This window comes from Lysinibacillus sp. A4, from assembly GCF_024919535.1.
Taxonomy (GTDB): domain Bacteria; phylum Bacillota; class Bacilli; order Bacillales_A; family Planococcaceae; genus Lysinibacillus; species Lysinibacillus capsici.
Genome location: NZ_JANWTB010000011.1, coordinates 87,723 through 109,890, shown reverse-complemented (window position 1 = coordinate 109,890; position 22,168 = coordinate 87,723). Strand labels below are relative to the sequence as shown.

Sequence of the window (22,168 nt, the reverse complement as noted above, 5' to 3'; positions counted from 1 at the left end):
AGCGAACAGCAATTCGAAAGAGCTCTTTGTTTGTGTTAACGAAAAGACGTTGATAGAATGAAGGTAGTCACAAGAATTTCACAATTTGATGAGGATGAAGTATACAAAATGGTACTTTACGATATAAAGAATTAAAGGAGCATATAACTTATGAGTCGAAAATACACTGTTCCTTATGAGGAGCTGGGAGCTGAAAAACTGTCAGAACTCATTCATGCGTTCTATAAAAGAGTTGCTCAGCATCCTGATCTTATTCCAATCTTTCCAAAGGATTTAACAGAAACAGCCCGTAAACAAATTCAATTTCAAACACAGTATTTAGGGGGACCAAATCTTTTTACTGAGGAGCATGGTCATCCGATGATGCGTGCACGTCACATGAATTTTCCTATTACACCTGACCGCGCTCAAGCTTGGCTAGAGTGTATGTCAGAAGCAATGGATGAGGTAGGTTTGGAAGGGAAGTTCCGTGAAACTTATTATCAACGTTTAGTATTAACAGCTCATCACATGGTTAATACGCCAAATGACGATGAGGGGGAATTGTTACGTGAATAATATTCAAATGTTGCAAGAGCCAACGCCAACGATTTCTACTGCAAACAAGCCAATTGAATTGTATATTTTCGTAGATCCACTCTGCCCTGAAGCTTTCAGTATGCAAGCAACTCTTCGTAAATTACAGCTTGAATACAACCATTACTTCACATGGCGCTTTGTTTTAAGTACAGAACTTACTTCTTTAAATTGCTTAAGTAAACGTGTCAAAGGCTGTATTTCAGGAATCGAACTTGATATTAATCACCCTGTTTTACCTTCTATCGCTATTAAAGCAGCTGAATTGCAGGGGAAACGTGCAGGTGCACGTTATTTATCGAAACTACAAGAATACGTATTATTAAGTCATCAAGATGTAAACTCCTATGCAACGCTTTTAAAAATAGCTGAGGATGTTCAACTCGATATGAATGAGTTTACTGTTGACTTTGGTTCAAAAGAGGCAGCACGTGCTTTCCAATGCGATTTATATATTAAACGCGAAATGGAAGTAGATGAAGTACCAAGTATCGTATTTTTCAATGAATGTATTGAAGATGAGGGACTAAAAGTTAGTGGTAGCTATTCCTATGAAGTTTATGAACATATTTTACAAGAAATGCTGAACGAACAGCTTGTCCGTCAGCCTTTACCATCAATAGAGGACTTATTTTCTAAATTCCATACTCTTTCTACAAATGAAATAGCTTTTATCTATTCATTAACAGAGCAAGCAGCAGAGCGTGAATTAAAGAAACGCATGCTGCAACAAAAGATCGAACGAATCCAGACTACTCACGCTACGTTATGGCGTCTTAAATAATAAAATAAACAAAAGGGACTCCAATCATCATGATGGAGTCCCTTTTTCAAGCTAACGCAAAATACAAAGAAGCGCCTCTATCCTCGACCGATAGAGACGCTTCTTTTTCACAAAGGGGATGGGAGAAATGTTCACGTTCAAACAAAGGGGTGTATGTTTGTTTTGTGATTTATTTCACAAGAATTACTCTATCATGGAATAATATATTTAGCAATGAAACCAATACTAGATTCACAAATTTGTCAAATAGAAAGCGATTACAAACAGTATTTTTCCAAGATGCACACTTTTAAACTATTTAGAAATCAAAAAAAAACATTATTCTTTCCTTCTAATTTATGCGGTTAATAAAAAGAATTGGGCTATAGGAATGTTCCTATAGCCCAATCAATTAGTTATTTAACAATAATTTTTCTAATTCATTTAAACGTTCTTCAAATACTTTACATGCATCTTCAATTGGCTTAGCTACGTTCATATCAACGCCTGCTGCCTTTAATACCTCAATAGGGAAATCAGAGCATCCCGCTTTTAAGAAGTTATTAATATAACGTTCTACAGCTGGTGCACCCTCCTCTAAAATTTGTTTACTCAATGCTGTAGCGGCTGATTTACCAGTCGCATACTGATAAACATAGTAATTATAGTAGAAGTGTGGAATACGAGCCCATTCTAAGCCTATTTCCTCATCTACCACCATATCATCACCGAAGTACTTTTTGTTTAATTCATAGTAAACTTCTGTTAAACGATCTGCTGTCAAGGATTCACCGTTCTTATCCATCTGATGAATAAGGTGTTCGAACTCTGCAAACATTGTTTGTCTGAATACCGTACTTCTGAAGCCATCTAGCCAATGGTTTAATAAGTATATTTTTTGTTGTGGATCATCAATTGTTTTCAGTAAATAGTCATTTAATAGCTCTTCATTGCAAGTAGAAGCGACCTCTGCCACAAAAATAGAGTAGTCTCCATAAACAAATGGCTGGTTGTTGCGTGAATAATAACTATGAACACTATGGCCAAATTCATGTGCTAATGTAAATAGATTGTTCACATTATCCTGCCAATTCATTAAAATATACGGATTCGTACCATAGGCGCCTGAAGAATAGGCTCCACTACGCTTTCCTTTATTCTCTAAAACATCGACCCAGCGATTATCCAGTCCATTTTGAACGATGCTTTGATATTCCTCCCCTAATGGAGCTAAAGCCTTTACTAAAATATCTTTCGCTTCATCATAAGAGACCTTCATTTCCACCTCTTTAACTAGTGGCGCAAATAAATCCCACATATGCAATTCGTCTACACCCAATAATTTCTTACGCAACGAAATATAACGTTGCATAGCTGGTAAATGCTTATGAATTGTTTCCACCAGCTGATCATAGACATTTTCAGGAATGAAGTTATTAGACATGGCAGCGTGGCGTGCAGATTCATAATGACGAATTCGAGCACTTACATTATGCTTCTTTACATTACCAGTTAGCGTAGCTGAGAACGTATTTTTAAACTTGCCATATGTTTCGTACATAGCCTTAAATGCGCCTTCACGTACAGAGCGATCCTTGCTCTCTAAAAACTTGATATAATTACCATGCGTAAGTTGTACTTCTTCTCCCTCTTCATTTTTCACATGAGGGAATATCATATCGGCATTGTTTAACATGCTGAATGTATTCGAAGCTGTACCTGTCACCTCAGACATTTGCGCTAGCAATGCCTCCTGTTCTGCTGGTAATACATGTGGACGTGCCATTGTAATTTCTTTTAAAGATTGCTTATATAGTTGTAGGTCTTGATTTTCTGTTAAGTAGCGTTCAATCGTTTCTTCACTTAATGACAGAATTTCTGGCGTTAAATAGGAAAGGCCAGCTGAGATACTCGTTGCCAATGTTTGAATACGGCTGTTCATATCTTGATAAAAGCTATTTGTCGTATCTTGATCATAGCGCATATGAGCATATGTGTAGAGCTTCATTGCACGTTCATATATATGATCATGATACTGTAAAGCTGCTAATAATGCCTCTGCCCCATTATTTAAAGTACCTGCATAGCTAGGTGCTTGTTTAGCAAGCTCTGCAACCTCCTTCAATTCCTCTTCCCAAGCTGCATCTGTTGCAAAGATGTCTTCTAAGCGCCATGTTAATTCTTCTGGTACTTCTTTTCGAACCAAAACCTGATTACTGTTACTAGCCATATATGCCAGCCCCCTTTATATGTGCTTTTTTCCTTTTACTCTCATATTTTCTCAGTATATTGTGGCAATTGCAAATAAATGTACATAGACTTGCTCACAATTATCTAGTAAACCATCCTCATGATGCATACCCTTAAGAAGATACCCATAATTTTGAATAGCCCTGAGTGCTTGTTCGGTTACTTCGAGCTGATGCTTACATAAAAAGTTTTCCATCTGCCCCTTTGTTAATTCAAATGGAAGACGTCCTAATTGTTTACTAAAATAAAACAGCATTATTTGCCACTCGCTCGTAAACAAAGGGATAGCTGCTCCTTCTTTCACTGGAATACCAATGTATGGTGGCAGAGCAGTAAGAGAAAGATTTAATTCATAGCAATTACGTAAAAATGGATCTTGTGCCCCCTTCTTGCTATGTAAAAGACGACTATGCGCAAATTGCCTACAAGTCTGTTTATAGAGCTGCCAATAGCGTTGAAATTCTTCTGGGGTAATACGTTGAGGTCTATAAAAAGGGAAATGTTGTAGATCGACCGAAATTTTCTGTACTTTACCTATGAAAGTATGCCCATGAACATGAAGAAGATTCGTCCAATAAACAAACTGGGCTGTCACCGGGTTGTACGTCAATAAATAGGGTAAATCCGTTGTCGTTATAAACGCTTTTTGCAAGAGTGGAGAGATTCTAATTTTTCTGATGCCGTTGACAGCTTCTTTGCCTTGCGGAGTTTGAAAAAGCCAAATTGCTTGTATATCGTTTCTTTCATAGCCCATTGTTCGTTGGTGCCATTTTTCATGAGAGATAGTACTACATTGAAATTCAACTGCAAACTGCTCCTTATCGAGTGTAACAAGCAAATCTGGGCGCTGAGAAAGCTCCTTTAAATATGGTTCTAGTTTCACCTGATGTCCATGCTTTTGGAGCCACTCATATAATTGCACTTTACCTTGTAAATGTATTTTAGATTCACCTTCTGCGAACAGCTGTGAACATTGATTTTTTGTGAAGTGAGCAAAGTGGGGAATATTATAGTTACCTATTTTCAATTGAACTTGTTCTAAACATTGAGGGCAATAAAATTTCATTTGCCGCCTATATCGCTGTAAAGCTTTCCTCGTATATTGATATGGGAGAAATAGTTGCTGTTGATTGTTATAGGCAATCAGCATAGTATCAGCTCCTTTTTAGCCAACTATAATAGAATGGATTTTCACTAACAAAAATAAAGCACCTTTTTCTTGAAATTTTAAAAATGCGCTCTTATTCAAGCTCTTTGATGCTGAAAACATAAAAAAGGACTGTAGCGAAACTCGATTCATTTACGAGTTTCACTACAGTCTAAAATAATTAGTGTTTCATTGCCTATGCAAAGTATTTTCGAACTGTTTCAAAGCAATTGAATTCCATAATCTTTTCACCGTACTCCTCTAGACGATGAATTGTAAAATTGGATGGTGTTAAAAATTCCTTGATAACTGCATTTCTATCATGACGATTTAAATCCTCATCTGCGTTTCCGAAATCAACAACTAGATAGTACCAATTTTCATATTTGAATAATGAGGAATCCACTAATTCGTCTGTCATTCGTTTTGCGACAGGGATTAACTCATCAATATCTTTAAATTTATAAACATAAATGTCTGTATCCATAAATAATTCTGACTCATCCATGTCACCAAATTGAGTTAGTTGGCTAAGAAGATCCTCTCCAACTTCATCGAATGGTGCAAACATATCTTTGTGTTCATCAAAATTCGAATGACCATCTAATGTTTCACCGTCTTTTAAAATATGTGCACGTGTGACAATGATTTCTAAGCCTACTTCAGATGCATTGATATGAATCCAAATCGGACCCTCTACATCAAAATAATCCTCCGTGTTTACTTCATCAATCATATCCCAAAAAAGTTGTTCACCCTTTGCTCGATTGTACCAAATTTCTTCACGACTATAGCCGCGATCCTCTATATCATTGTACGTAATAAAGAGCTTGAGTGTATTTTCATTTACACGTTCGATGTCCACTAGACCTCATCTCCCTTCACTGTCATATGTCGAAAAACAGTTTGTTTCATTAGTATGCTTTTATTCTTTGTTTTTAACCTTCATACTGCATTTGTTTTTCAACCTTTGACCACACTACAGTAAAACCATCGAGTAACTGTCAACATGAATTTTTGTGTTCACAGTTGTCTCTAACTCTATTGTATGCTGTTCTGTCATAAAATGAAAAGGATATACACCGTTTCACAGAAGATATTTGAATTATTGAAATTGTAGTAAACTATTTAACTTAAATCAAGTTTAACATACTTTTACGGAAATATATGACTTTTCCCTATTAATTATTATACTTCATATAGAAGGTTTTACAGAAGTAAAACATAAAAAAAAGATGTCACAACATGTATTCCACATCTGTAACATCTATTACATATATTATTCAGAATAGAAAGGTTTAATTCACCATTCGTTGCGCTTCTTGTAATTGATATGCTCGAACTTTTCGAGGTAAGAAACGACGAATTTCATCTTCATTGTAGCCAACCTGCAGACGTTTTTCATCTAAAATGATTGGTCTACGTAGTAAGCCAGGATATTCCTGAATTAACTCATATAAACGTTGTAATGGTAAGCTTTCAACGTCCACATTTAATTTTTGGAATATTTTGGAACGAGTGGAAATAATTTCATCAGTTCCGTCTTCTGTCATACGTAAAATTTTTTTTATTTCACTTATGCTAAGCGGTTCAGAAAATATATTACGTTCTGTATATGGAATTTCGTGCTCCTCTAACCAAGCTTTCGCTTTACGACAAGAGGTACAACTTGGTGATGTAAATAGGGTTACGATCATTCTGACACATCCTTTCATTTCAAAATTATTATCTATAAACCAGAACCAATGTGTTAAATTAGAATTAATGTAATGTAAAATACACAGTACCATTATACAGTACTCCGCTGTATTTGAATATAGTTCCAATAAAAAAAATCTGAAACTATCCATAAAAATTCTGTCTATTTATACAGCTTTCAAATATGGTGTATTTTCTTCAAACTTATGTGCTACTACTACCATTCCCATTTTTAAAGCATTTTAAACATCTAAACAGATAGCTCAGTTGTTCTCATTTAAGAAAAATAATCGAGAAAATTGTCAATCCCACGTGTACATCTAAACAATTTTTTAATAAAAAATTATAAATTTATAACAAAATTACATAACAAAAAAAGCATATAATTTTTTCTAGAAAAAAAACACCGTCAAAAGTCTGACTTTACACAAAGGAATCTTTATAATATAATTCTTTGCAATCAAATCAATTTGAACAATTTAAATTGAGAAAAACGCTGACGAAGAGTAGTACATATGCTAATTCACGTATAGAGAGTCTGTGGTTGCTGTAAACAGATCGTGGATGCATGTGGAATGGACTTCCGAGTTAGCTTTGTGAACGCTACTTGAAGCTATTAGCAAAGCTCGTCCCTTCACGTTACGAAGCTGAGTGGCCTTTTTAGGCAAGCTGGGTGGTACCGCGGATTCAAACATCATTCGTCCCTTCATTAGAAAAAATCTAATGAGGACGCATGATGTTTTTTTGTCTTCATCACCAAGTGGAAAGGTGAAAACAACGCTGTGACACAAGTTACAGCAATTGAATTCGAGGAGGAATTTTTAATGACAACTATTTTTTCTGGCGTACAGCCTACAGGTATCGTAACATTAGGGAACTATTTAGGAGCATTCAAGCAGTTCCCGGCACTACAAGATGAAGGAAACGCTATTTATTGTATCGTTGATCAACATGCCATCACTGTTGCACAAGATCCGAAAGAATTACGAGAAAGTATTCGTAAGCTTGCTGCTACCTATATTGCTACTGGCATTGACCCTAAAAAATCGACATTATTTATCCAATCAGAGGTGCCAGCGCATGCTCAGGCAGGATGGATGTTACAATGTGTTGCGTCTATCGGTGAGCTAGAACGTATGACACAATTCAAAGATAAATCACATGGTAAGGAAAGCGTATCTGCTGCTCTGTTAACATATCCACCGCTAATGGCTGCAGACATTCTACTTTATAACACAAATATTGTCCCTGTCGGCGATGATCAAAAGCAGCATATTGAGCTAACTCGTGACCTTGCAGAACGCTTTAACAAACGCTTTGGCGATGTTTTAACAATTCCAGAAATTCAATTACCTAAAGCAGGCGCACGCATTAAATCCTTACAAGAGCCAACAAAGAAAATGAGTAAATCAGATCCAAATACGAAAGCGACAATCCGTTTATTAGATACTGCGAAAGATATTGAGAAAAAAATTAAATCAGCTGTAACTGACTCTGATGGCATCGTTGCATTTGATGTGGAAAATAAACCAGGTGTTTCAAATTTATTGACAATCGAATCAGCTATTTCAGGGGTAGCCGTTGAAGATTTAGTCAAAAAATATGAGGGAATTGGTTATGGTGGATTCAAGCAGGGTGTAGCAACAGCAGTAATTGAACACCTAACACCTATTCAAGAGAAATTCTATCATCTAGTAGAATCATCAGAATTAGATGTCATTCTAGATGAAGGTGCTGAAAAGGCGAATGCGATTGCTAGTGCTACATTAAAACGTATGGAAGATGCTATGGGTCTTGGTCGCGCACGTCGCTAAACTTACGGCTTGTCTGAGGATCGATCAAAGCCCAAATCAAGCACAACTGCGCAGATGATGATACAGGCTCCTACCGCCATATAAAATTCTGTTGTTTGAAAAATAAATTTGAAAACAACCTTCCATGAATAACCTAGTGTGCGGTAATTTAAATACAATATGAGATTCCCTACAGAGAGGATCATTAAGCCATAACTTACTAAAAATAAAAAGAGACGAAACATAGTAATGGCATCCTTTCTATTTCTTCTTACTTATCATTTATTCACAAAACTATAAAAAAAGACGTCAGCCATTTAAATTTGGCTGACGTTTTTTTATGTTTATCTATTATGCTTCATATTTTTTGAATAGAAGACTTGCATTATGACCACCAAAACCAAGAGAATTACTCATTGCATATTGAATATTTGCTTCTCTTGCTTCGTTTGGAACATAGTCTAAATCACATTCAGGATCAGGATCTTTTAAATTGATTGTAGGTGGTAAAATCCCTTCTTTAAGGGCTAATGCTGTGAAAATAGCTTCCACACCACCCGCTGCTCCTAATAAGTGACCCGTCATAGATTTAGTTGAGCTCATCGCAAGGTTATACGCATGATCACCAAAAGCAGTTTTCACAGCTTGTGTTTCGAATAAATCGTTATATGGCGTACTTGTACCATGGGCATTGATATAGTCAACTTGTGAAGGCTCTACGCCACCATCTGTTAACGCTTGCGTCATCGCACGTGCTGCACCTTCACCCTCTGGAGCTGGAGCCGTAATGTGATGCGCATCCCCAGTTGCACCATAACCTAAAACTTCCGCATAGATTTTGGCACCACGAGCTTTTGCATGTTCATATTCTTCTAAAATGACGATACCCGCTCCTTCTCCGATAATAAAGCCATCTCGGTTTTTATCGAATGGGCGACATGCTGCTTGTGGATCTTGATTTAATGATAATGCTGTATTGGCACAAAAACCTGCAACCGCCATTGTTACGATTGGTGATTCAGCACCACCAGAAATCATAACATCAGCATCTCCACGCTCAATTACTTTAAAGGCATCACCAATAGAGTTTGTGCCTGAAGCACATGCCGTTACAGAACAAGAATTAATCCCCTTTGCACCAAAGTGAATAGAGACTTGGCCTGATGCCATATCAGGAATCATCATTGGGATAAAGAAAGGACTAACACGTCTTGCGCCACGCTCTTGGAATGTTAAAAATTGTTGTTCATATGTTTCCATTCCACCGATACCAGAACCAATCCATACACCTGCACGTGGAGCTAGCTCTTCATCAATTGTTAGCTGTGCATCTTCCATTGCCATAATAGAAGCCGCTAATGCGTATTGTGTGAAACGATCCATTTTACGTGCTTCCTTACGATCAATGTATTTTTCAATATCAAAGTCCTTTACTTCTGCGGCGATTTTTGCGGCAAAAAGATCTTTATTTAAACGTGTCAGCTCACCAATGCCAGATTTACCAGCTTTAATGTTTGCCCATGTTTCTTCGATGCTATTTCCTAGTGGTGTAACTGCGCCAATTCCTGTAATTACTACTCGTCTTTTACTCATTGTCTTACTCCCCTCAAGCATTTTTCCTACTTATTTTCCCCATCTCATGGCTACGGCACCCCATGTTAAGCCGCCACCAAAACCTACAAGGACTAATAAATCATCCTCTTTAATCTTACCTGCTTCGAGCTCATCTACCAAGGAAATACCAATAGATGCTGCTGAAGTATTTCCATATTTATGAATCGTTTTTGACATTTTTTCTGGTGGTAGCTCTAACCGCTCACGTGCAGATTCCATAATACGTATATTTGCCTGATGTGGCACTAGGAAATCAACGTCTTCTTTTGTTAAACCAGCTTTCTCTAATACATTAACAGCCGATTCACCCATTTGTCGAACAGCAAATTTAAACACTTCACGACCATTCATCGCAATTGTATCTTGCTTCGTTAAATAAAGATTCTTTCCGCCTGTACCATCTGCACCAAGTTCGAAGGATAGAATACCTCTACCTTCAGAGACTTGCCCAATGATAGCTGCACTGGCACCATCGCCAAATAATACAGCTGTATTGCGATCTTCCCAATCAACGACTTTCGACAGCTTTTCAACACCTACTACTAAGACATATTTATAAGCATTTGCCTCAACAAAGTGCTTTGCTGTCACTAAACTATATATAAATCCTGCACATGCTGCTGCTTGATCCATTGCTGCAGCATTAACTGCTCCGATTTGTTCCTGAATCATACAAGCTACACTTGGAAAAGTTTGATCCTGCGTGACAGTTGCTACAAGAATTAAACCAATTTCCTCAGGCGTAATCCCCGCATTTGCAATAGCTTCTTTTGCAGCAGCTACTGCCAAATCTGAAGTTTCCTGATCATCTGCCGCAAAATGACGTTCTTCAATGCCTGTTCGAGTACGAATCCATTCATCAGAAGTATCCATGATTTTTTCCAAATCAAAATTTGTAACGACCTTCTCAGGAACATATTTGCCTATTCCTATAATACCAGCGTTCATATAGCAACCCCTCAGCTTTCTTACTATCAATTATTAGTAACTGGTCATAATTATAACGCATATAAAAGGAATGACGCAAGATGATTTAAAATTTATGCGGCTGAGGGTAGTGTTCTTTGCATATAGAAGTGAAGAATTTTATGGAATGAGGTTATTCTGTTTAGAGCTTTATCTATCGTACTTTGTTGAGCTTGTTCATTATTTTTCAAAGCACCTTGCATCATATATGAGCGGTGTTCTTCCCTTTTGGAGCGCTTTTCACCAGCGTAGGAGCGCATTCCCCTATTTCTCAGCTGTTCCTAAATACTTTACATTACTAAACATAAAATACTAAATCTCATATTTGTTGTGACAAAATCGCCATGTTTCACATAAATGGTTCATTTTTTTTTGATTTATGTTATGATATGATAATGAATATGAGTAAAACCTTATGATGAAAAAAGTTCGGTTGAGGTGAAATTAATGCAATATATCGTAACGTTCATATGGTCATTCCTACTAGTTTCTATGTTAAACTACGTAGTCAGCTCTGTACTTGGTGTACCATTTGATTTCAAAACTGGGGCAATCGTTTCTGTTGTATTCTCCATCCTTATCTTTATTATTGGAGCAATCATTCCAAACGACCCTACACCAGAAGCTGCAGACCATCATTAATTCAGCTAGAAAAAACCTGTTCAGCTTCATGCCGAACAGGTTTTTTCTGTTATTTTTCCACAACACATTGACCCTCATGCATTTTCACATGCAACGTCTCCCCTGGTAAAACTTCTCCGCGTAATAGTTCTTTAGCAACGGCTGTTTCGATATGTCGCTGTACAAAGCGTTTTAGTGGTCTTGCTCCAAATTGGGCATCTGCACCTTGCTCTACTACCCAATCAATGACTTCTTGCTCGACAGATAAAGTAATTTCTTGCTCTGCGACACGTTTAATCAATTGCTCCACATACTTCCAGGCAATCGCAGTAAAATGTTTAGTAGATAATGCATGGAAGAAGATGATATCATCCATTCTGTTTAATAGCTCAGGTTTAAAATGTTGTCGTAGGGCTGACATGACTAAGTCCTCCACAGCCGCATCATTTTCCTTTGCCTCCATTAAATAACTCGATCCGATATTCGAAGTTAAAATGACTACTGTATTTGTAAAATTCACCATTCGTCCCTGACTATCTGTAATGCGCCCATCATCTAAAATTTGCAATAAAATGTTCGCCACATCAGGATGAGCTTTTTCAATCTCGTCTAGTAGCACCACCGAATAAGGATTTCGGCGAACTGCTTCCGTTAGTTGTCCACCCTCCTCATAGCCCACATAGCCTGGAGGAGCCCCAACAAGTCGAGACACACTATGTTTCTCCATGTATTCACTCATATCAATACGTATAAAGTGATCTTCTGAATCAAATAACTGTGCAGCAAGTGCCTTGGCAAGTTCTGTTTTACCTACACCAGTTGGACCTAAAAATAAAAAGCTACCAATAGGTCGATGTGGATCTTTGATACCTGCACGTGCACGCCATACCGCTTCAGTCACTAATTGAACTGCTGTATCTTGTCCAACCACACGTTCATGTAATGTATCCTTTAAACGTAATAATTTTTCACGCTCACCCTCTACTAATTTTGTTACAGGGATTCCTGTCCAACGTGAAACAATTGCTGCGATTTCATCTGCTGTTACCTCTTCACGTAAAATACGCGATTCTGCACCGTTCTCTAATTCCTTTTCAAGTACCTGAATGTCTTTTTCAAGTGTGGGAATTTTACCATGACGTAATTCAGCAGCTTTATTTAAATCATATTTACTTTCTGCCTCATCTAGATCACGACGATATTTATCCAATGTTTCACGTTTTTTCTGAATATCGTGTAGTTTTTCTTTTTCTGCTTCCCATTGTTGTCGCATGCCCTTAGATGACTCTTTTAACTTTGTTAATTCTTCGCGTAATTGCTCCAGACGTTTTTTACTTGCCTCGTCCTTTTCCTTACGCAATGCCTGTTCCTCAATTTCAAGCTGCATAATACGACGTGTGACTGCGTCTAATTCCTGTGGCATTGAATCAATTTCTGTACGAATCATTGCACAAGCCTCATCAATTAAATCAATGGCCTTATCAGGTAAAAATCGTTCTGTAATATAGCGATTGGATAGCTCTGCTGCCGCAACAATTGCTCTGTCATGAATACGTACTGCGTGATGTAATTCAAAGCGTTCCTTTAAACCACGTAAAATGGATACCGTATCCTCTATAGATGGCTCACGCACTAGTACTTGCTGGAATCGACGTTCTAAGGCAGGATCCTTTTCAATATACATACGATATTCGTCTAAGGTAGTAGCACCAATACAGTGTAATTCACCACGTGCTAGCATAGGTTTTAGCATATTTCCTGCATCCATAGCGCCATCTGTTTTTCCTGCGCCTACGATCGTATGAATTTCATCAATAAATAGAATGATTTGTCCTTCTGATTCTTTTACTTCTTTTAGCACACCTTTTAAGCGTTCTTCAAATTGTCCACGATAACTTGCACCAGCGATTAACGCACTCATATCTAATTCATATAATACACATTCCTTCAAGCCTTCTGGTACATCACCTTTAACAATACGCTGTGCTAAACCTTCCACAATTGCCGTTTTACCAACTCCTGGTTCACCGATTAATACAGGATTATTTTTTGTTTTACGTGTTAGAATACGAATTACATTTCGAATTTCTTCATCACGCCCGATAACAGGATCCATCTTGCCGTTTTTTACTTCTTCAATTAAATTGCGTCCAAATTGTTCTAATGGTTTTTTATTGTCTGTTTGTTGAAATTGCATAGCTAGCACTCCTTTTTTTCATATTTCTCATTATTTATATACCCATTCTTATTCATTAGAAAAAAAGTTTGACCTTTTTTGACTAACTTTATTTTACATCACTCGACAATGCTTAGCAAAGAAATCGCCCTAAAATTTTTTCACTTATTATGGAAGTTTACGTTATAATAATGGTATGTTTCTATGTTTTAGTATCGAAATCCACTATCCTTTTGTAATAATCGCCATTTATTACAAAAAGAAAGCGATGTGTTGGAGATATGGTTTTAATGGATAATATGTTTGAAAAAATTAAAGATCTTTTTCAAAACCACGGTGTTTTTATCAAAGTGAATAAAGGAAATAAAATTTTTCTAGAGGGTGAACGGGCAAAAGAAATTTATTACATCCAATCAGGAGTTATTTCGATTAGCCAAGAATCCGAGACGGGTAAGGAATTAACCATTCGTATTTGTGGCCCTGACAGCATAATAGGAGAAGGTTCGTTATTTTGTAATCTCGTCTATAATTCGATGACTGCCAAAGTTTTAGAACCCTCTACGTTGTATGTTTTGAGTCGTAAATCTTTGGAGCATTTATTAGAAGAGCAGCCGACAGTTATGGTGGAATACATGAAGTGGCTACAAACAGAAAACTTAAAGCATCAGAGTCGTTTGCGCGATTTAGTGTTAAACGGTAAAAAAGGTGCTCTATTTTCAACGCTCATTCGGCTGTCCAATACGTATGGTAAACCTGTAGAAAATGACTCGATTTTTATTGATTTTCAGCTAACAAATACAGAAATTGCAAATTTGTGTGCGACAAGTCGGGAAATGATTAATCGTATGCTGAATGATTTAAAAAAACATGAGATTATCACTTTTGATAAAGGATTTATTACCATTCATGATTTACAATTTTTAAAAAATGAAATTGCCTGTGAAAATTGTCCATTACAAATATGCCGTATCGATTAGTTTCGTTACAAGCAAAAACCCTGCTTATTTTTCAATAAGCAGGGTTTTAAATAAGCCATTTTAACGTACGCCCAATGCCATTTTGGCATAGCGTGACATTTTATCTTTCGACCACGGTGGATTCCATACAATATTAACATTTGTACTTTTTACTTCAGGAAGTTCACCTAACGCTGTATTCACTTGATCCACAATGACTGGACCAAGTGGGCAGCCCATAGAAGTTAGTGTCATCGTAACAGTTGCAACACCTTCATCATCTAATTCCACATCATATACTAAACCTAAGTTGACGATATCAATGCCAAGCTCAGGATCAATTACGTTTTCTAAAGCACCTAACATGCTATCTTTCATATCCTGATCCATTTGTATTTCTCCTTCCATCATAGTGTTAACCTTATCATAGCAGATGCATCCTGTTATGCCAAATGCTGTGCAAGCCATGCTGTAGCTGCTAGCATACCGTCACGCGGTACAGCATGTCCAGCCCTTTTGTTCACCATAAACTTTAAATATTCAGGGTTTGCTTCATAGTATTCCCGTAATGTTTCATAAAATTTATACGTTTCGTGAAACGGAACTGTTTTATCTAATTCTCCATGCCAAAAGAACACAGGGCGACCCGCGAATTTTTCTGGTGTTAAACTGACATCATATTTAGCAAGGGCTTCATTAATTTTTTCAACGTCTTTCTCTGACATTGGCCAATTAACTCCACTTTTAGAAAATTGTTGCAATTGGTATTCACCCAGTTTAATAAAACCAGGTGCACCCATGCATATTGCAGCAGTTTGTATCCAATCATAAAGTTTCAGACAGCCTGATGTCACGATGCCACCCATTGAAGTGCCTCCTATGCCAATTTTATGACTAGCTAATAAATTTTTATTCTTTAATTCATCATATAATTGTTGTACTTCATGAATAGAATTTAAAACAATGTCCCAAAAATTTAAATTCATTTGCATTTCCGTTAGGCCTTCGCTACGTTCACCATGAAATTTTGCATCTGGCAATAGGACACGCACCCCTTCATGCACCAATTGGTATGCATAGTGTAAGTTATGTTCTTTTGCACTCATAAAGCCATGTAAAAAAATGACTACCGGGGTTTCTTCATTCATATTGTCTGTATGTATATGTAATAAAGGAATATTTCCCCACACTTCTTTTTCTACAAACATTATTGTCACTCCCAACTATTCTCTCATCTTTATGTTAGCAAACTTTTTTCACTGTGACAAAATTTTGACGAATGTAAGACAAAGAGATACTATTCAAACTATAGGAAAGGGGCAACGAGCTATGAAACCGCATTTAATCGTATTAGACTTAGATGGAACTTTATTAACAGATCAACAGCAAATTTCTGCAAAAACGAAAAAAACATTATTGCAGGCTAAGGAACAAGGGCATCAAGTGATGATTGCGACGGGACGTCCATACCGTGCAAGCGATCTTTATTATCATGAACTTGGGCTCACTACACCCATTGTTAATTTTAATGGCGCATATGTGCATCATCCTAAAAATGTCTCTTGGCAACATATGCACACACCAATTGATTTAAGTGTCGTACATGATGTCGTTGATTCTATTAACAGTTATGAATACGAAAATATTATCGCTGAGGTAAAAGATGATATTTATGTCCACACAGAAGACGATCGTATTTTAAATATTTTTAATATGGGTAATCCAAAAATTACACTTGGGGATTTATACACACACCTCCTGGATAATCCCACAAGTTTATTAATTCAGGCAAATGAAGCGAATTCAGTTATTATACGTGATCATTTGCAGGCTGTGCACGCAGAAGTCATTGAACATCGTCGATGGGGCGCGCCACTTCATATTATTGAAATTGTGCGTCGCGGCTTAAATAAAGCTGTGGGTATTGCACATGTGGCAAAAGATTTAGGTATTCCTCGTGAGCGCATCATCGCATTTGGTGATGAAGACAATGATTTAGAAATGATTGAATATGCTGGACTTGGTGTAGCGATGGGGAACGGTATTTCAAGTCTTAAAAACATTGCCAATGAAATTACGACAACGAATAATGATGATGGAATTGCAAAAATACTCATTGAACGCTTGAAATTATCATAGTTAAGTAGTAAGTTCAAGTTAACATTCCATTTTTACCAGTTTAACTTTATTCAGTGGTACCCCTTCTATTTATCTAAAGTGAGTATCTACTGAAGAAAGTTAAAAAGCTTTAAAAGTAAGTTGAAATTAGGGGGACAAGAGAATGAAGATTTTTACGGATAGTGGATGTGATCTACCAAAATCTTACTATGAAGAAAATGATGTCGTGCTACTCCCTTTACGAGTGCAATTGAACAACAAAGAATATGAAGATGTGATTTCAATTGATTCCAAAGAGATCTATGATGCAATACGCCAAGGTGCTCAGCCAAAAACATCACAAGTGTCACCTGAGCTCTTTTTGAAGCATTTTGAGGAGTTAGCCAAAAATGATGAAGAAGGTATTTATATCGCGTTTTCATCAGAATTATCAGGCACATATAGTACTGCTCAAATGATTCGCAATCAGGTACTTGAGCAGTATCCTTCCTTAAAATTAGTCATTATCGACTCTAAATGCGCATCACTAGGACATGGCCTTGTCGTGGAAGAAGCTGTTCGACTGCGAAATATAGGAGTATCTCTAGAAGATATGGCCTCTAAAATAAATACCCTTGCACCTCAGGTTGAGCATTTATTTACAGTAGAAGACTTAGATTACCTTGCAAAAGGTGGTCGTGTATCAAAAGCAAGTGCATTTTTAGGCGGTCTTCTTAGCATTAAGCCTATTTTAAATGTAGAAGATGGCAAACTTGTACCGATTGAGAAGTCGCGCGGTCGAAAAAAAGCACTTAATCGTATGTTAGATTTAATGCAGGAGCGTGGTGGCAGCTTTACAAATAAAATTGTAGGTATTAGCCATAGTGACGACGCTGCCTTTGCGAATGAAGCAAAAGCCTCTATACAGGAGCGTTTTTCACCCCAAGCTGTGCAAATTACCATGATAGGTTCCGCGATCGGCTCACATGTCGGACCTGGCACTATTGCGATTTTCTTCACAAATAAAAGCTTTGAAGGCTAATAAAAAGCATGCTAGGATGTCTCCTGGCATGCTTTTTTATCGTGTTATTATTAGTGGACGTCTTGCTCCTGACGACGAACTTTCCCTCGTTTAATGATGATGACAACAAAGCCAATAAAGATCACCCATACTAAGCCAAGAGCCACCATATAAGGCGTGTTTAAGCCTTCATCATTGCGAACTTGATAAATTTCAACCATTTCTCGGTCTAAAATAACAGGATAGACTTCTTTTTCATTTATGCGAACTTTTTCCTCATGTAAAATACCGTTCAGCATCTTCCCTTCACCAAGTTGTTCAGGTGTTAAGTCGACGCGTTGTGTTTTACCAGTATTATTAACCATGATTACCCACTTTTCTTCGTCAGAAGAACGTGTAAAGACAAGAAGGCCATTTTCATTTGTAATGACTTCAAAATCACCATTACGTAAAGTAGCTGATTGATTACGTAAAGATTGAACATTTTTAATATAATCAATCAGTTCTTCGTCTGTTTTAAAGTTATAAAGCTGGTGTGTATCTGGTTTTGCTTCCCCATTCATAGCAATTTCTGTCCCGTATTGTACGACAGGAATTCCTGGTAGCATAAATAAAGCACCCATCGCCATTTTTAAGCGGGTAGGTGGGAACATATTTTCATTAGCAGAGTCAAATGTAAAACGATGGGTTTCAAGTGAATCCACCATAATTTGTGTCGGTTTTTCTCCTGTGAAAGGTTCCATTAATTTTGAAGAATCCATATCCACGTTTTTAAATATATTACGATAGATATCTGCCGTTACAGGTGAGAAAGTTGCATCAAAATCAGCATCGCTTTCTTCATTTGCTATCACATAAAGTGATGTTTTTGTCTCTTTTAATGCAGCTATTACTGCATTGATAAACGCTGTATCAGCCCCTGCGATATTTGTTAAACGAATACCACCGATGTCATATGTAGAAACAAATTCAGTTACTGCTTGAATAAGTGCTTCTTGCACATCCTTATTCGATAAATCCCACTGTACTTGTCCATCATTGGTAGATGCAATCCAATCCGCTTTCGATGCATCCTTTGCCCACTCATGATTTGGACTCACATTTGTAAGTGGAAAATCCACCATAATGGACATATTTTTAGCTTTGTAGGCCTCTACAATACTTTGGAATTCTTCCGTTGTTCCAAAATGACGTTCAATTGTAGTATAACTTGTGGGCATTGATCCATCATACTTCTCTGTAGAAAAAATAGGCCCAATGGAAACAATTGTATAGCCCATCTCACCGATAAATTTCAGTTTATCCTGTAAACCTGTAAAATCGCCCCCCGCAAATTTCGAAGGATCCTGCGTATTTGTATCAAAATCGTTTGTGCCCGAGCCATTAAAGAAACGGTCAACGAGTAAATCATAGATGCTTTCTTCTGCTATTGTTCTAGTCGCTGATTCATCCGCATGTGCTACTGGTATAGTACTTACGAATGAAGTTGCTAATAAAAGTGATGCAGCCGTCGCACTTATCCACTTCTTAAATTTCACTGTTATTCCCTCTCTTTCAAACCAATCAACGTCATTTTACCAAATAACTCTGTCACGTCGCTATCTTTTCCAAAGATTTTGCGTAAAAGCGAATAAATTACGACAAAAAGGTGTCAATTCCGTCTTCCGTTTTCGTTTACAAAATAAAAGCCGTGAAGCAACTACTTCACGACTTTTAAATCATTATGCTAAGAAATCTTGACCCATTGGCAGTTTGAATCCTAGGAACAAAGTGATTAATAGGAATACTGCAAATAAAATCCAAAACATAGCTGTTGGTTTATTTTTCTTTTGACGCACTAAGACCATTTCCATCATGCCAATTACAAGTATGCCACCTAAGAACTTAAATCCGTAAAGCATACCTTTACCATAGTCCATTGCCTCGATAAATAATGCCCCACCTGTGATGATTATTAGTACATAAAACAGACGTAATGTCATATGTAAGCCTTTTGATTGCTTGCCCATTAGTGCCGCAATTAAAAAGATGACAATACCTACTACCCACGTAGTAATATGCAAATGCGTTTGGCTAGTTAAAAAACTCATGTTTGTCCCCCTCATTCTTTTTCTATCAAACTCTATCCTACCATGCGATGGAAAGGGTTTCAAATATTACAATAGTGTTCACACAATTTACATCATTTAAAACTTGGAATCCTTGCATCTCATAGTTTTTACTTCTGTTACTATGCCTTAAAGCAGTAAAAAAACCCGCGGAGTATAGACTCTCGCGGATTGATATCATCATTATTCAAAATGGTTGACTAAAGTACCAATTCCTTGAATAGATACTTTTACTGTATCTCCAGCTTTTAAGAATTGCGGCGGGTTCATCCCTTTGCCAACACCAGCTGGCGTACCTGTTAAAATCACATCTCCTGGCTCTAATGTTACATGCTGAGATAGGATGGATACTAACGTTTCAACAGAGAACATCATATCTTTCGTAGAGCCATTTTGACGTACTTCATCATTGACCTTTGTCACTACTGTTAAGTCTTGTGGATTTGGGATCTCATCCTTTGTCACAAGGTATGGTCCAAGAGGGCAAGTACCATCCAAGCTTTTACCCAAGAAGAATTGTTTATGTTTCTCTTGTAAATCACGAGCTGTTACATCATTGGCAATTGTATAACCAAATACGTAATCAAACGCTAAGTTTTTAGGAATGTTTTTGCCACGTTTACCAATAACGATAGCTAGCTCACCTTCATAATCCATTTTTGAAGAAAGATCTGCATGAATGGAAATTGTTTGTCCATCTGCAGCAATTGCAGTTGGTGATTTTGTGAATACCATTAAATCCGTTGGTGCTGCCTCTGCGCCCATTTCCTTTGCATGTTCATCATAGTTTTTACCAATACACATAATATTTTTAGGGGTACGTGGAATTGGTGAAAGCCATTCGATCTCTGTAAATTCACGTTTAAAACTATTAGCATTATCTGATTTTTCTGCTGCTTCTACTAATTTACGAATCTGTTCCACAAAATCAAAGCCTAAAGCAATGCCATCCACGATTGAACTTGAAAAAGAAGGGAGAACTTGAAGTTCACTTTGAATAGCGAGTACATCCCATACCGCTTCTTCTTTTTTTACTTTTGGTCCAAAGCTTACATGTCCACCTAATTTGAATGATAAAATTTTCATGATTGAAAGAGCTCCTTCTTTTTTCTACATAATACAACAATATGATAGAAATTACCTCATTTTTGCGACAACATTTTTATAAGTTGTTATATCTTCATAAAATATGCATGTGAAGAGGAATATATTAACGCACTTCTACTTTTTGCTTATATGTTAATTTACGCCATATTGTTTCTAACGGTCCTTGTTTCCACTTAGATAACCAGATTTCTGCTATGATCATTTGCACAACAATAATGCCGACAGCAATTAATACCCCTGTTTCTACACTTACTTTACCATACCAGCCAAAGCCAAATTGGTAGAATAAACAAGTACCTATAATAGATTGAAGAATATACATCGTTAATGACATGCGTCCGATTTTAGCAAAAGGACTAAGTAGTTTTGGCATTATTGGCACTAAGCAAAGTAACACAATGACCCCAATATAGCCCACCGATAGAACTGGGCCCCCTATGTATACCTTTAAATAATCTAGTAAATATGTTCTTGTAAACATAATAGATAAGCTTTTTATACCAATACCGATGACCAATCCAGCAATTGCAAACGTCAGCCAGAGCCACTTCAATTCTTTAGCCCGTTCTACTAAACGCCATTTAGAGGCAGCGGCGCCTATTAACATATACGGTAAAATCGTGAACAGTGCGACAAACCACATCTCGATGCCTGCCTGCGTCGATAAATCTGTTAAGCGTTGCAAAAAGGCATCTACCCAGTTTCCTGTCCCATAAGCCGTGATGGCCTTCTCTACTGAAACGATATCTAAGTAATCATCTACTTTTGTATTAAAATTTACAATCCCTACTACAAAGAGCATAAAAGCTTGCATCAAGCCATTAATAATCAAAGCACTCGCTAATAGCCAGATGGGACTCAAACGTAGTAAAAGCACTAAGAAAACGCCACAAAATGCATACATCATTAATATGTCGCCCCACCAAATTAGCACAGCATGGATAAAACCAAAAGCAAACAGGATGGACAGTCTACGAAGCCCCAGCGTATAAAAGTTTTGTTGACGACTTTGAGCCTTTTGCCACTGCATGGCTAGCCCATAACCAAATAGCATGGCAAAAAGCGGGTAAAAGCTGCCTTGCACATAAATATCTATATTTTTCTGCCAAACAATATCTGATGGGGTTGTAAACCATGATGCCAAATCAATATGCGGCATTGGCAAATAAAAGGTATACATATTTACTAATAAGATACCTACTAAACTAATACCTCGTAAAATATCTAATGTTGCTATTCGTTCCTGCAACATTGTTGGTTTTAACTCCACAAAAT

General features: G+C 37.1%; 21 protein-coding genes and 1 other annotated feature. Of the genes, 7 read left to right on the top strand and 14 right to left on the bottom strand.

Annotated features, from left to right (window positions below; translation table 11 throughout):
* Positions 1–150 precede the first annotated feature (150 nt).
* Both NY607_RS19615 and NY607_RS19610 read left to right on the top strand, forming a co-directional pair.
* The gene (locus NY607_RS19615) at positions 151–558 is read left to right on the top strand and encodes a globin domain-containing protein (protein WP_004227447.1); all 408 of its coding nucleotides are present in this window, start codon (positions 151–153) and stop codon (positions 556–558) included.
* Positions 551–1,360, top strand: a complete 810-nt coding sequence (locus tag NY607_RS19610; RefSeq protein ID WP_004227450.1) for a DsbA family protein — start codon at positions 551–553, stop codon at positions 1,358–1,360. The genes NY607_RS19615 and NY607_RS19610 overlap by 8 nt, the downstream gene beginning before the upstream one ends.
* A 391-nt stretch (positions 1,361–1,751) precedes the next feature.
* On the opposite strand, the gene pepF is transcribed toward NY607_RS19610, so the two are convergent.
* The 4 genes from pepF to spxA form a co-directional block, all read right to left on the bottom strand.
* Positions 1,752–3,569, bottom strand: coding sequence for an oligoendopeptidase F (pepF, locus tag NY607_RS19605; protein WP_259420219.1), 1,818 nt, complete (start codon positions 3,567–3,569; stop codon positions 1,752–1,754).
* A gap of 51 nt (positions 3,570–3,620) precedes the next feature.
* A complete protein-coding gene (locus NY607_RS19600; RefSeq protein ID WP_259420218.1) occupies positions 3,621–4,739 on the bottom strand; it encodes a competence protein CoiA in 1,119 nt (372 codons plus the stop codon).
* A 193-nt stretch (positions 4,740–4,932) separates the two neighbouring features.
* A complete protein-coding gene (gene mecA, locus NY607_RS19595; protein ID WP_004227456.1) occupies positions 4,933–5,601 on the bottom strand; it encodes an adaptor protein MecA in 669 nt (222 codons plus the stop codon).
* A gap of 433 nt (positions 5,602–6,034) precedes the next feature.
* Positions 6,035–6,430 carry a transcriptional regulator SpxA gene (gene spxA / locus NY607_RS19590; RefSeq protein WP_025116803.1) on the bottom strand — a complete coding sequence of 132 codons (396 nt, stop codon included), beginning with the start codon at positions 6,428–6,430 and terminating at the stop codon, positions 6,035–6,037.
* Between the two features lie 491 nt (positions 6,431–6,921).
* Positions 6,922–7,143, top strand: a binding site (T-box leader).
* 115 nt (positions 7,144–7,258) lie between these two features.
* Between spxA and trpS the strand changes: the two genes are divergently transcribed.
* Positions 7,259–8,248 carry a tryptophan--tRNA ligase gene (trpS, locus tag NY607_RS19585; RefSeq protein ID WP_048392030.1) on the top strand — a complete coding sequence of 330 codons (990 nt, stop codon included), beginning with the start codon at positions 7,259–7,261 and terminating at the stop codon, positions 8,246–8,248.
* 2 nt (positions 8,249–8,250) lie between these two features.
* Here the strand turns inward: trpS and NY607_RS19580 are convergent, their stop codons facing one another.
* The 3 genes from NY607_RS19580 to NY607_RS19570 all read right to left on the bottom strand — a co-directional run bounded on the left by NY607_RS19580 (position 8,251) and on the right by NY607_RS19570 (position 10,789).
* Positions 8,251–8,472 carry a YuzI family membrane protein gene (locus tag NY607_RS19580; protein ID WP_016994330.1) on the bottom strand — a complete coding sequence of 74 codons (222 nt, stop codon included), beginning with the start codon at positions 8,470–8,472 and terminating at the stop codon, positions 8,251–8,253.
* Between the two features lie 106 nt (positions 8,473–8,578).
* Positions 8,579–9,820, bottom strand: coding sequence for a beta-ketoacyl-ACP synthase II (fabF, locus tag NY607_RS19575; protein ID WP_048392031.1), 1,242 nt, complete (start codon positions 9,818–9,820; stop codon positions 8,579–8,581).
* 30 nt (positions 9,821–9,850) lie between these two features.
* Positions 9,851–10,789 (bottom strand): beta-ketoacyl-ACP synthase III, encoded by a 939-nt coding sequence (locus NY607_RS19570; protein WP_048392032.1) that lies wholly within the window; start codon positions 10,787–10,789, stop codon positions 9,851–9,853.
* A gap of 465 nt (positions 10,790–11,254) precedes the next feature.
* Here NY607_RS19570 and NY607_RS19565 point away from each other — a divergent pair, with 465 nt between their 5' ends.
* Entirely contained in the window at positions 11,255–11,449 is a 195-nt protein-coding gene (locus tag NY607_RS19565; protein ID WP_004227469.1) for a YjzD family protein, read from the top strand.
* 49 nt (positions 11,450–11,498) lie between these two features.
* On the opposite strand, the gene NY607_RS19560 is transcribed toward NY607_RS19565, so the two are convergent.
* Positions 11,499–13,625 carry an ATP-dependent Clp protease ATP-binding subunit gene (locus NY607_RS19560; protein WP_082148127.1) on the bottom strand — a complete coding sequence of 709 codons (2,127 nt, stop codon included), beginning with the start codon at positions 13,623–13,625 and terminating at the stop codon, positions 11,499–11,501.
* Positions 13,626–13,894: 269 nt separating this feature from the next.
* On the opposite strand from NY607_RS19560, the gene NY607_RS19555 reads away from it, so the two are divergent.
* Complete coding sequence (locus NY607_RS19555; RefSeq protein ID WP_103117492.1) at positions 13,895–14,581, top strand: Crp/Fnr family transcriptional regulator; 687 nt, start codon at positions 13,895–13,897, stop codon at positions 14,579–14,581.
* A gap of 60 nt (positions 14,582–14,641) precedes the next feature.
* Here the strand turns inward: NY607_RS19555 and NY607_RS19550 are convergent, their stop codons facing one another.
* Together NY607_RS19550 and NY607_RS19545 are read right to left on the bottom strand one after the other, a co-directional pair.
* Positions 14,642–14,950 (bottom strand): metal-sulfur cluster assembly factor, encoded by a 309-nt coding sequence (locus tag NY607_RS19550; protein WP_004227477.1) that lies wholly within the window; start codon positions 14,948–14,950, stop codon positions 14,642–14,644.
* Between the two features lie 53 nt (positions 14,951–15,003).
* Entirely contained in the window at positions 15,004–15,768 is a 765-nt protein-coding gene (locus NY607_RS19545) for a prolyl oligopeptidase family serine peptidase (protein ID WP_237899381.1), read from the bottom strand.
* Positions 15,769–15,889: 121 nt separating this feature from the next.
* Here NY607_RS19545 and NY607_RS19540 point away from each other — a divergent pair, with 121 nt between their 5' ends.
* Both NY607_RS19540 and NY607_RS19535 read left to right on the top strand, forming a co-directional pair.
* Positions 15,890–16,699, top strand: a complete 810-nt coding sequence (locus tag NY607_RS19540; protein WP_066036276.1) for a Cof-type HAD-IIB family hydrolase — start codon at positions 15,890–15,892, stop codon at positions 16,697–16,699.
* Between the two features lie 142 nt (positions 16,700–16,841).
* Entirely contained in the window at positions 16,842–17,699 is an 858-nt protein-coding gene (locus tag NY607_RS19535; RefSeq protein ID WP_036076685.1) for a DegV family protein, read from the top strand.
* A gap of 50 nt (positions 17,700–17,749) precedes the next feature.
* On the opposite strand, the gene NY607_RS19530 is transcribed toward NY607_RS19535, so the two are convergent.
* From NY607_RS19530 to NY607_RS19515, 4 genes are all read right to left on the bottom strand, one after another.
* On the bottom strand, positions 17,750–19,216 hold the full coding sequence (locus tag NY607_RS19530) for an alpha-amylase family glycosyl hydrolase (RefSeq protein ID WP_237899379.1): 1,467 nt from the start codon (positions 19,214–19,216) through the stop codon (positions 17,750–17,752).
* 183 nt (positions 19,217–19,399) lie between these two features.
* Complete coding sequence (locus NY607_RS19525; RefSeq protein ID WP_004227486.1) at positions 19,400–19,768, bottom strand: YisL family protein; 369 nt, start codon at positions 19,766–19,768, stop codon at positions 19,400–19,402.
* Positions 19,769–19,969: 201 nt separating this feature from the next.
* Positions 19,970–20,872, bottom strand: a complete 903-nt coding sequence (locus NY607_RS19520) for a fumarylacetoacetate hydrolase family protein (protein ID WP_048392038.1) — start codon at positions 20,870–20,872, stop codon at positions 19,970–19,972.
* A gap of 124 nt (positions 20,873–20,996) precedes the next feature.
* Entirely contained in the window at positions 20,997–22,163 is a 1,167-nt protein-coding gene (locus tag NY607_RS19515; RefSeq protein ID WP_054549780.1) for a DUF418 domain-containing protein, read from the bottom strand.
* Between the last annotated feature and the right edge of the window lie 5 nt (positions 22,164–22,168).

What these genes read in the sequence shown, in the direction of transcription:
- NY607_RS19615 (WP_004227447.1), top strand. Translation starts at nt 151, where the DNA reads ATGAGTCGAAAATACACTGTTCCTTATGAGGAGCTGGGAGCTGAAAAA.
- pepF (WP_259420219.1), bottom strand. Translation starts at nt 3,569, where the DNA reads ATGGCTAGTAACAGTAATCAGGTTTTGGTTCGAAAAGAAGTACCAGAA.
- NY607_RS19600 (WP_259420218.1), bottom strand. Translation starts at nt 4,739, where the DNA reads ATGCTGATTGCCTATAACAATCAACAGCAACTATTTCTCCCATATCAA.
- trpS (WP_048392030.1), top strand. Translation starts at nt 7,259, where the DNA reads ATGACAACTATTTTTTCTGGCGTACAGCCTACAGGTATCGTAACATTA.
- NY607_RS19580 (WP_016994330.1), bottom strand. Translation starts at nt 8,472, where the DNA reads ATGTTTCGTCTCTTTTTATTTTTAGTAAGTTATGGCTTAATGATCCTC.
- fabF (WP_048392031.1), bottom strand. Translation starts at nt 9,820, where the DNA reads ATGAGTAAAAGACGAGTAGTAATTACAGGAATTGGCGCAGTTACACCA.
- NY607_RS19570 (WP_048392032.1), bottom strand. Translation starts at nt 10,789, where the DNA reads ATGAACGCTGGTATTATAGGAATAGGCAAATATGTTCCTGAGAAGGTC.
- NY607_RS19565 (WP_004227469.1), top strand. Translation starts at nt 11,255, where the DNA reads ATGCAATATATCGTAACGTTCATATGGTCATTCCTACTAGTTTCTATG.
- NY607_RS19560 (WP_082148127.1), bottom strand. Translation starts at nt 13,625, where the DNA reads ATGCAATTTCAACAAACAGACAATAAAAAACCATTAGAACAATTTGGA.
- NY607_RS19555 (WP_103117492.1), top strand. Translation starts at nt 13,895, where the DNA reads ATGGATAATATGTTTGAAAAAATTAAAGATCTTTTTCAAAACCACGGT.
- NY607_RS19550 (WP_004227477.1), bottom strand. Translation starts at nt 14,950, where the DNA reads ATGGATCAGGATATGAAAGATAGCATGTTAGGTGCTTTAGAAAACGTA.
- NY607_RS19545 (WP_237899381.1), bottom strand. Translation starts at nt 15,768, where the DNA reads ATGTTTGTAGAAAAAGAAGTGTGGGGAAATATTCCTTTATTACATATA.
- NY607_RS19540 (WP_066036276.1), top strand. Translation starts at nt 15,890, where the DNA reads ATGAAACCGCATTTAATCGTATTAGACTTAGATGGAACTTTATTAACA.
- NY607_RS19535 (WP_036076685.1), top strand. Translation starts at nt 16,842, where the DNA reads ATGAAGATTTTTACGGATAGTGGATGTGATCTACCAAAATCTTACTAT.
- NY607_RS19525 (WP_004227486.1), bottom strand. Translation starts at nt 19,768, where the DNA reads ATGAGTTTTTTAACTAGCCAAACGCATTTGCATATTACTACGTGGGTA.
- NY607_RS19520 (WP_048392038.1), bottom strand. Translation starts at nt 20,872, where the DNA reads ATGAAAATTTTATCATTCAAATTAGGTGGACATGTAAGCTTTGGACCA.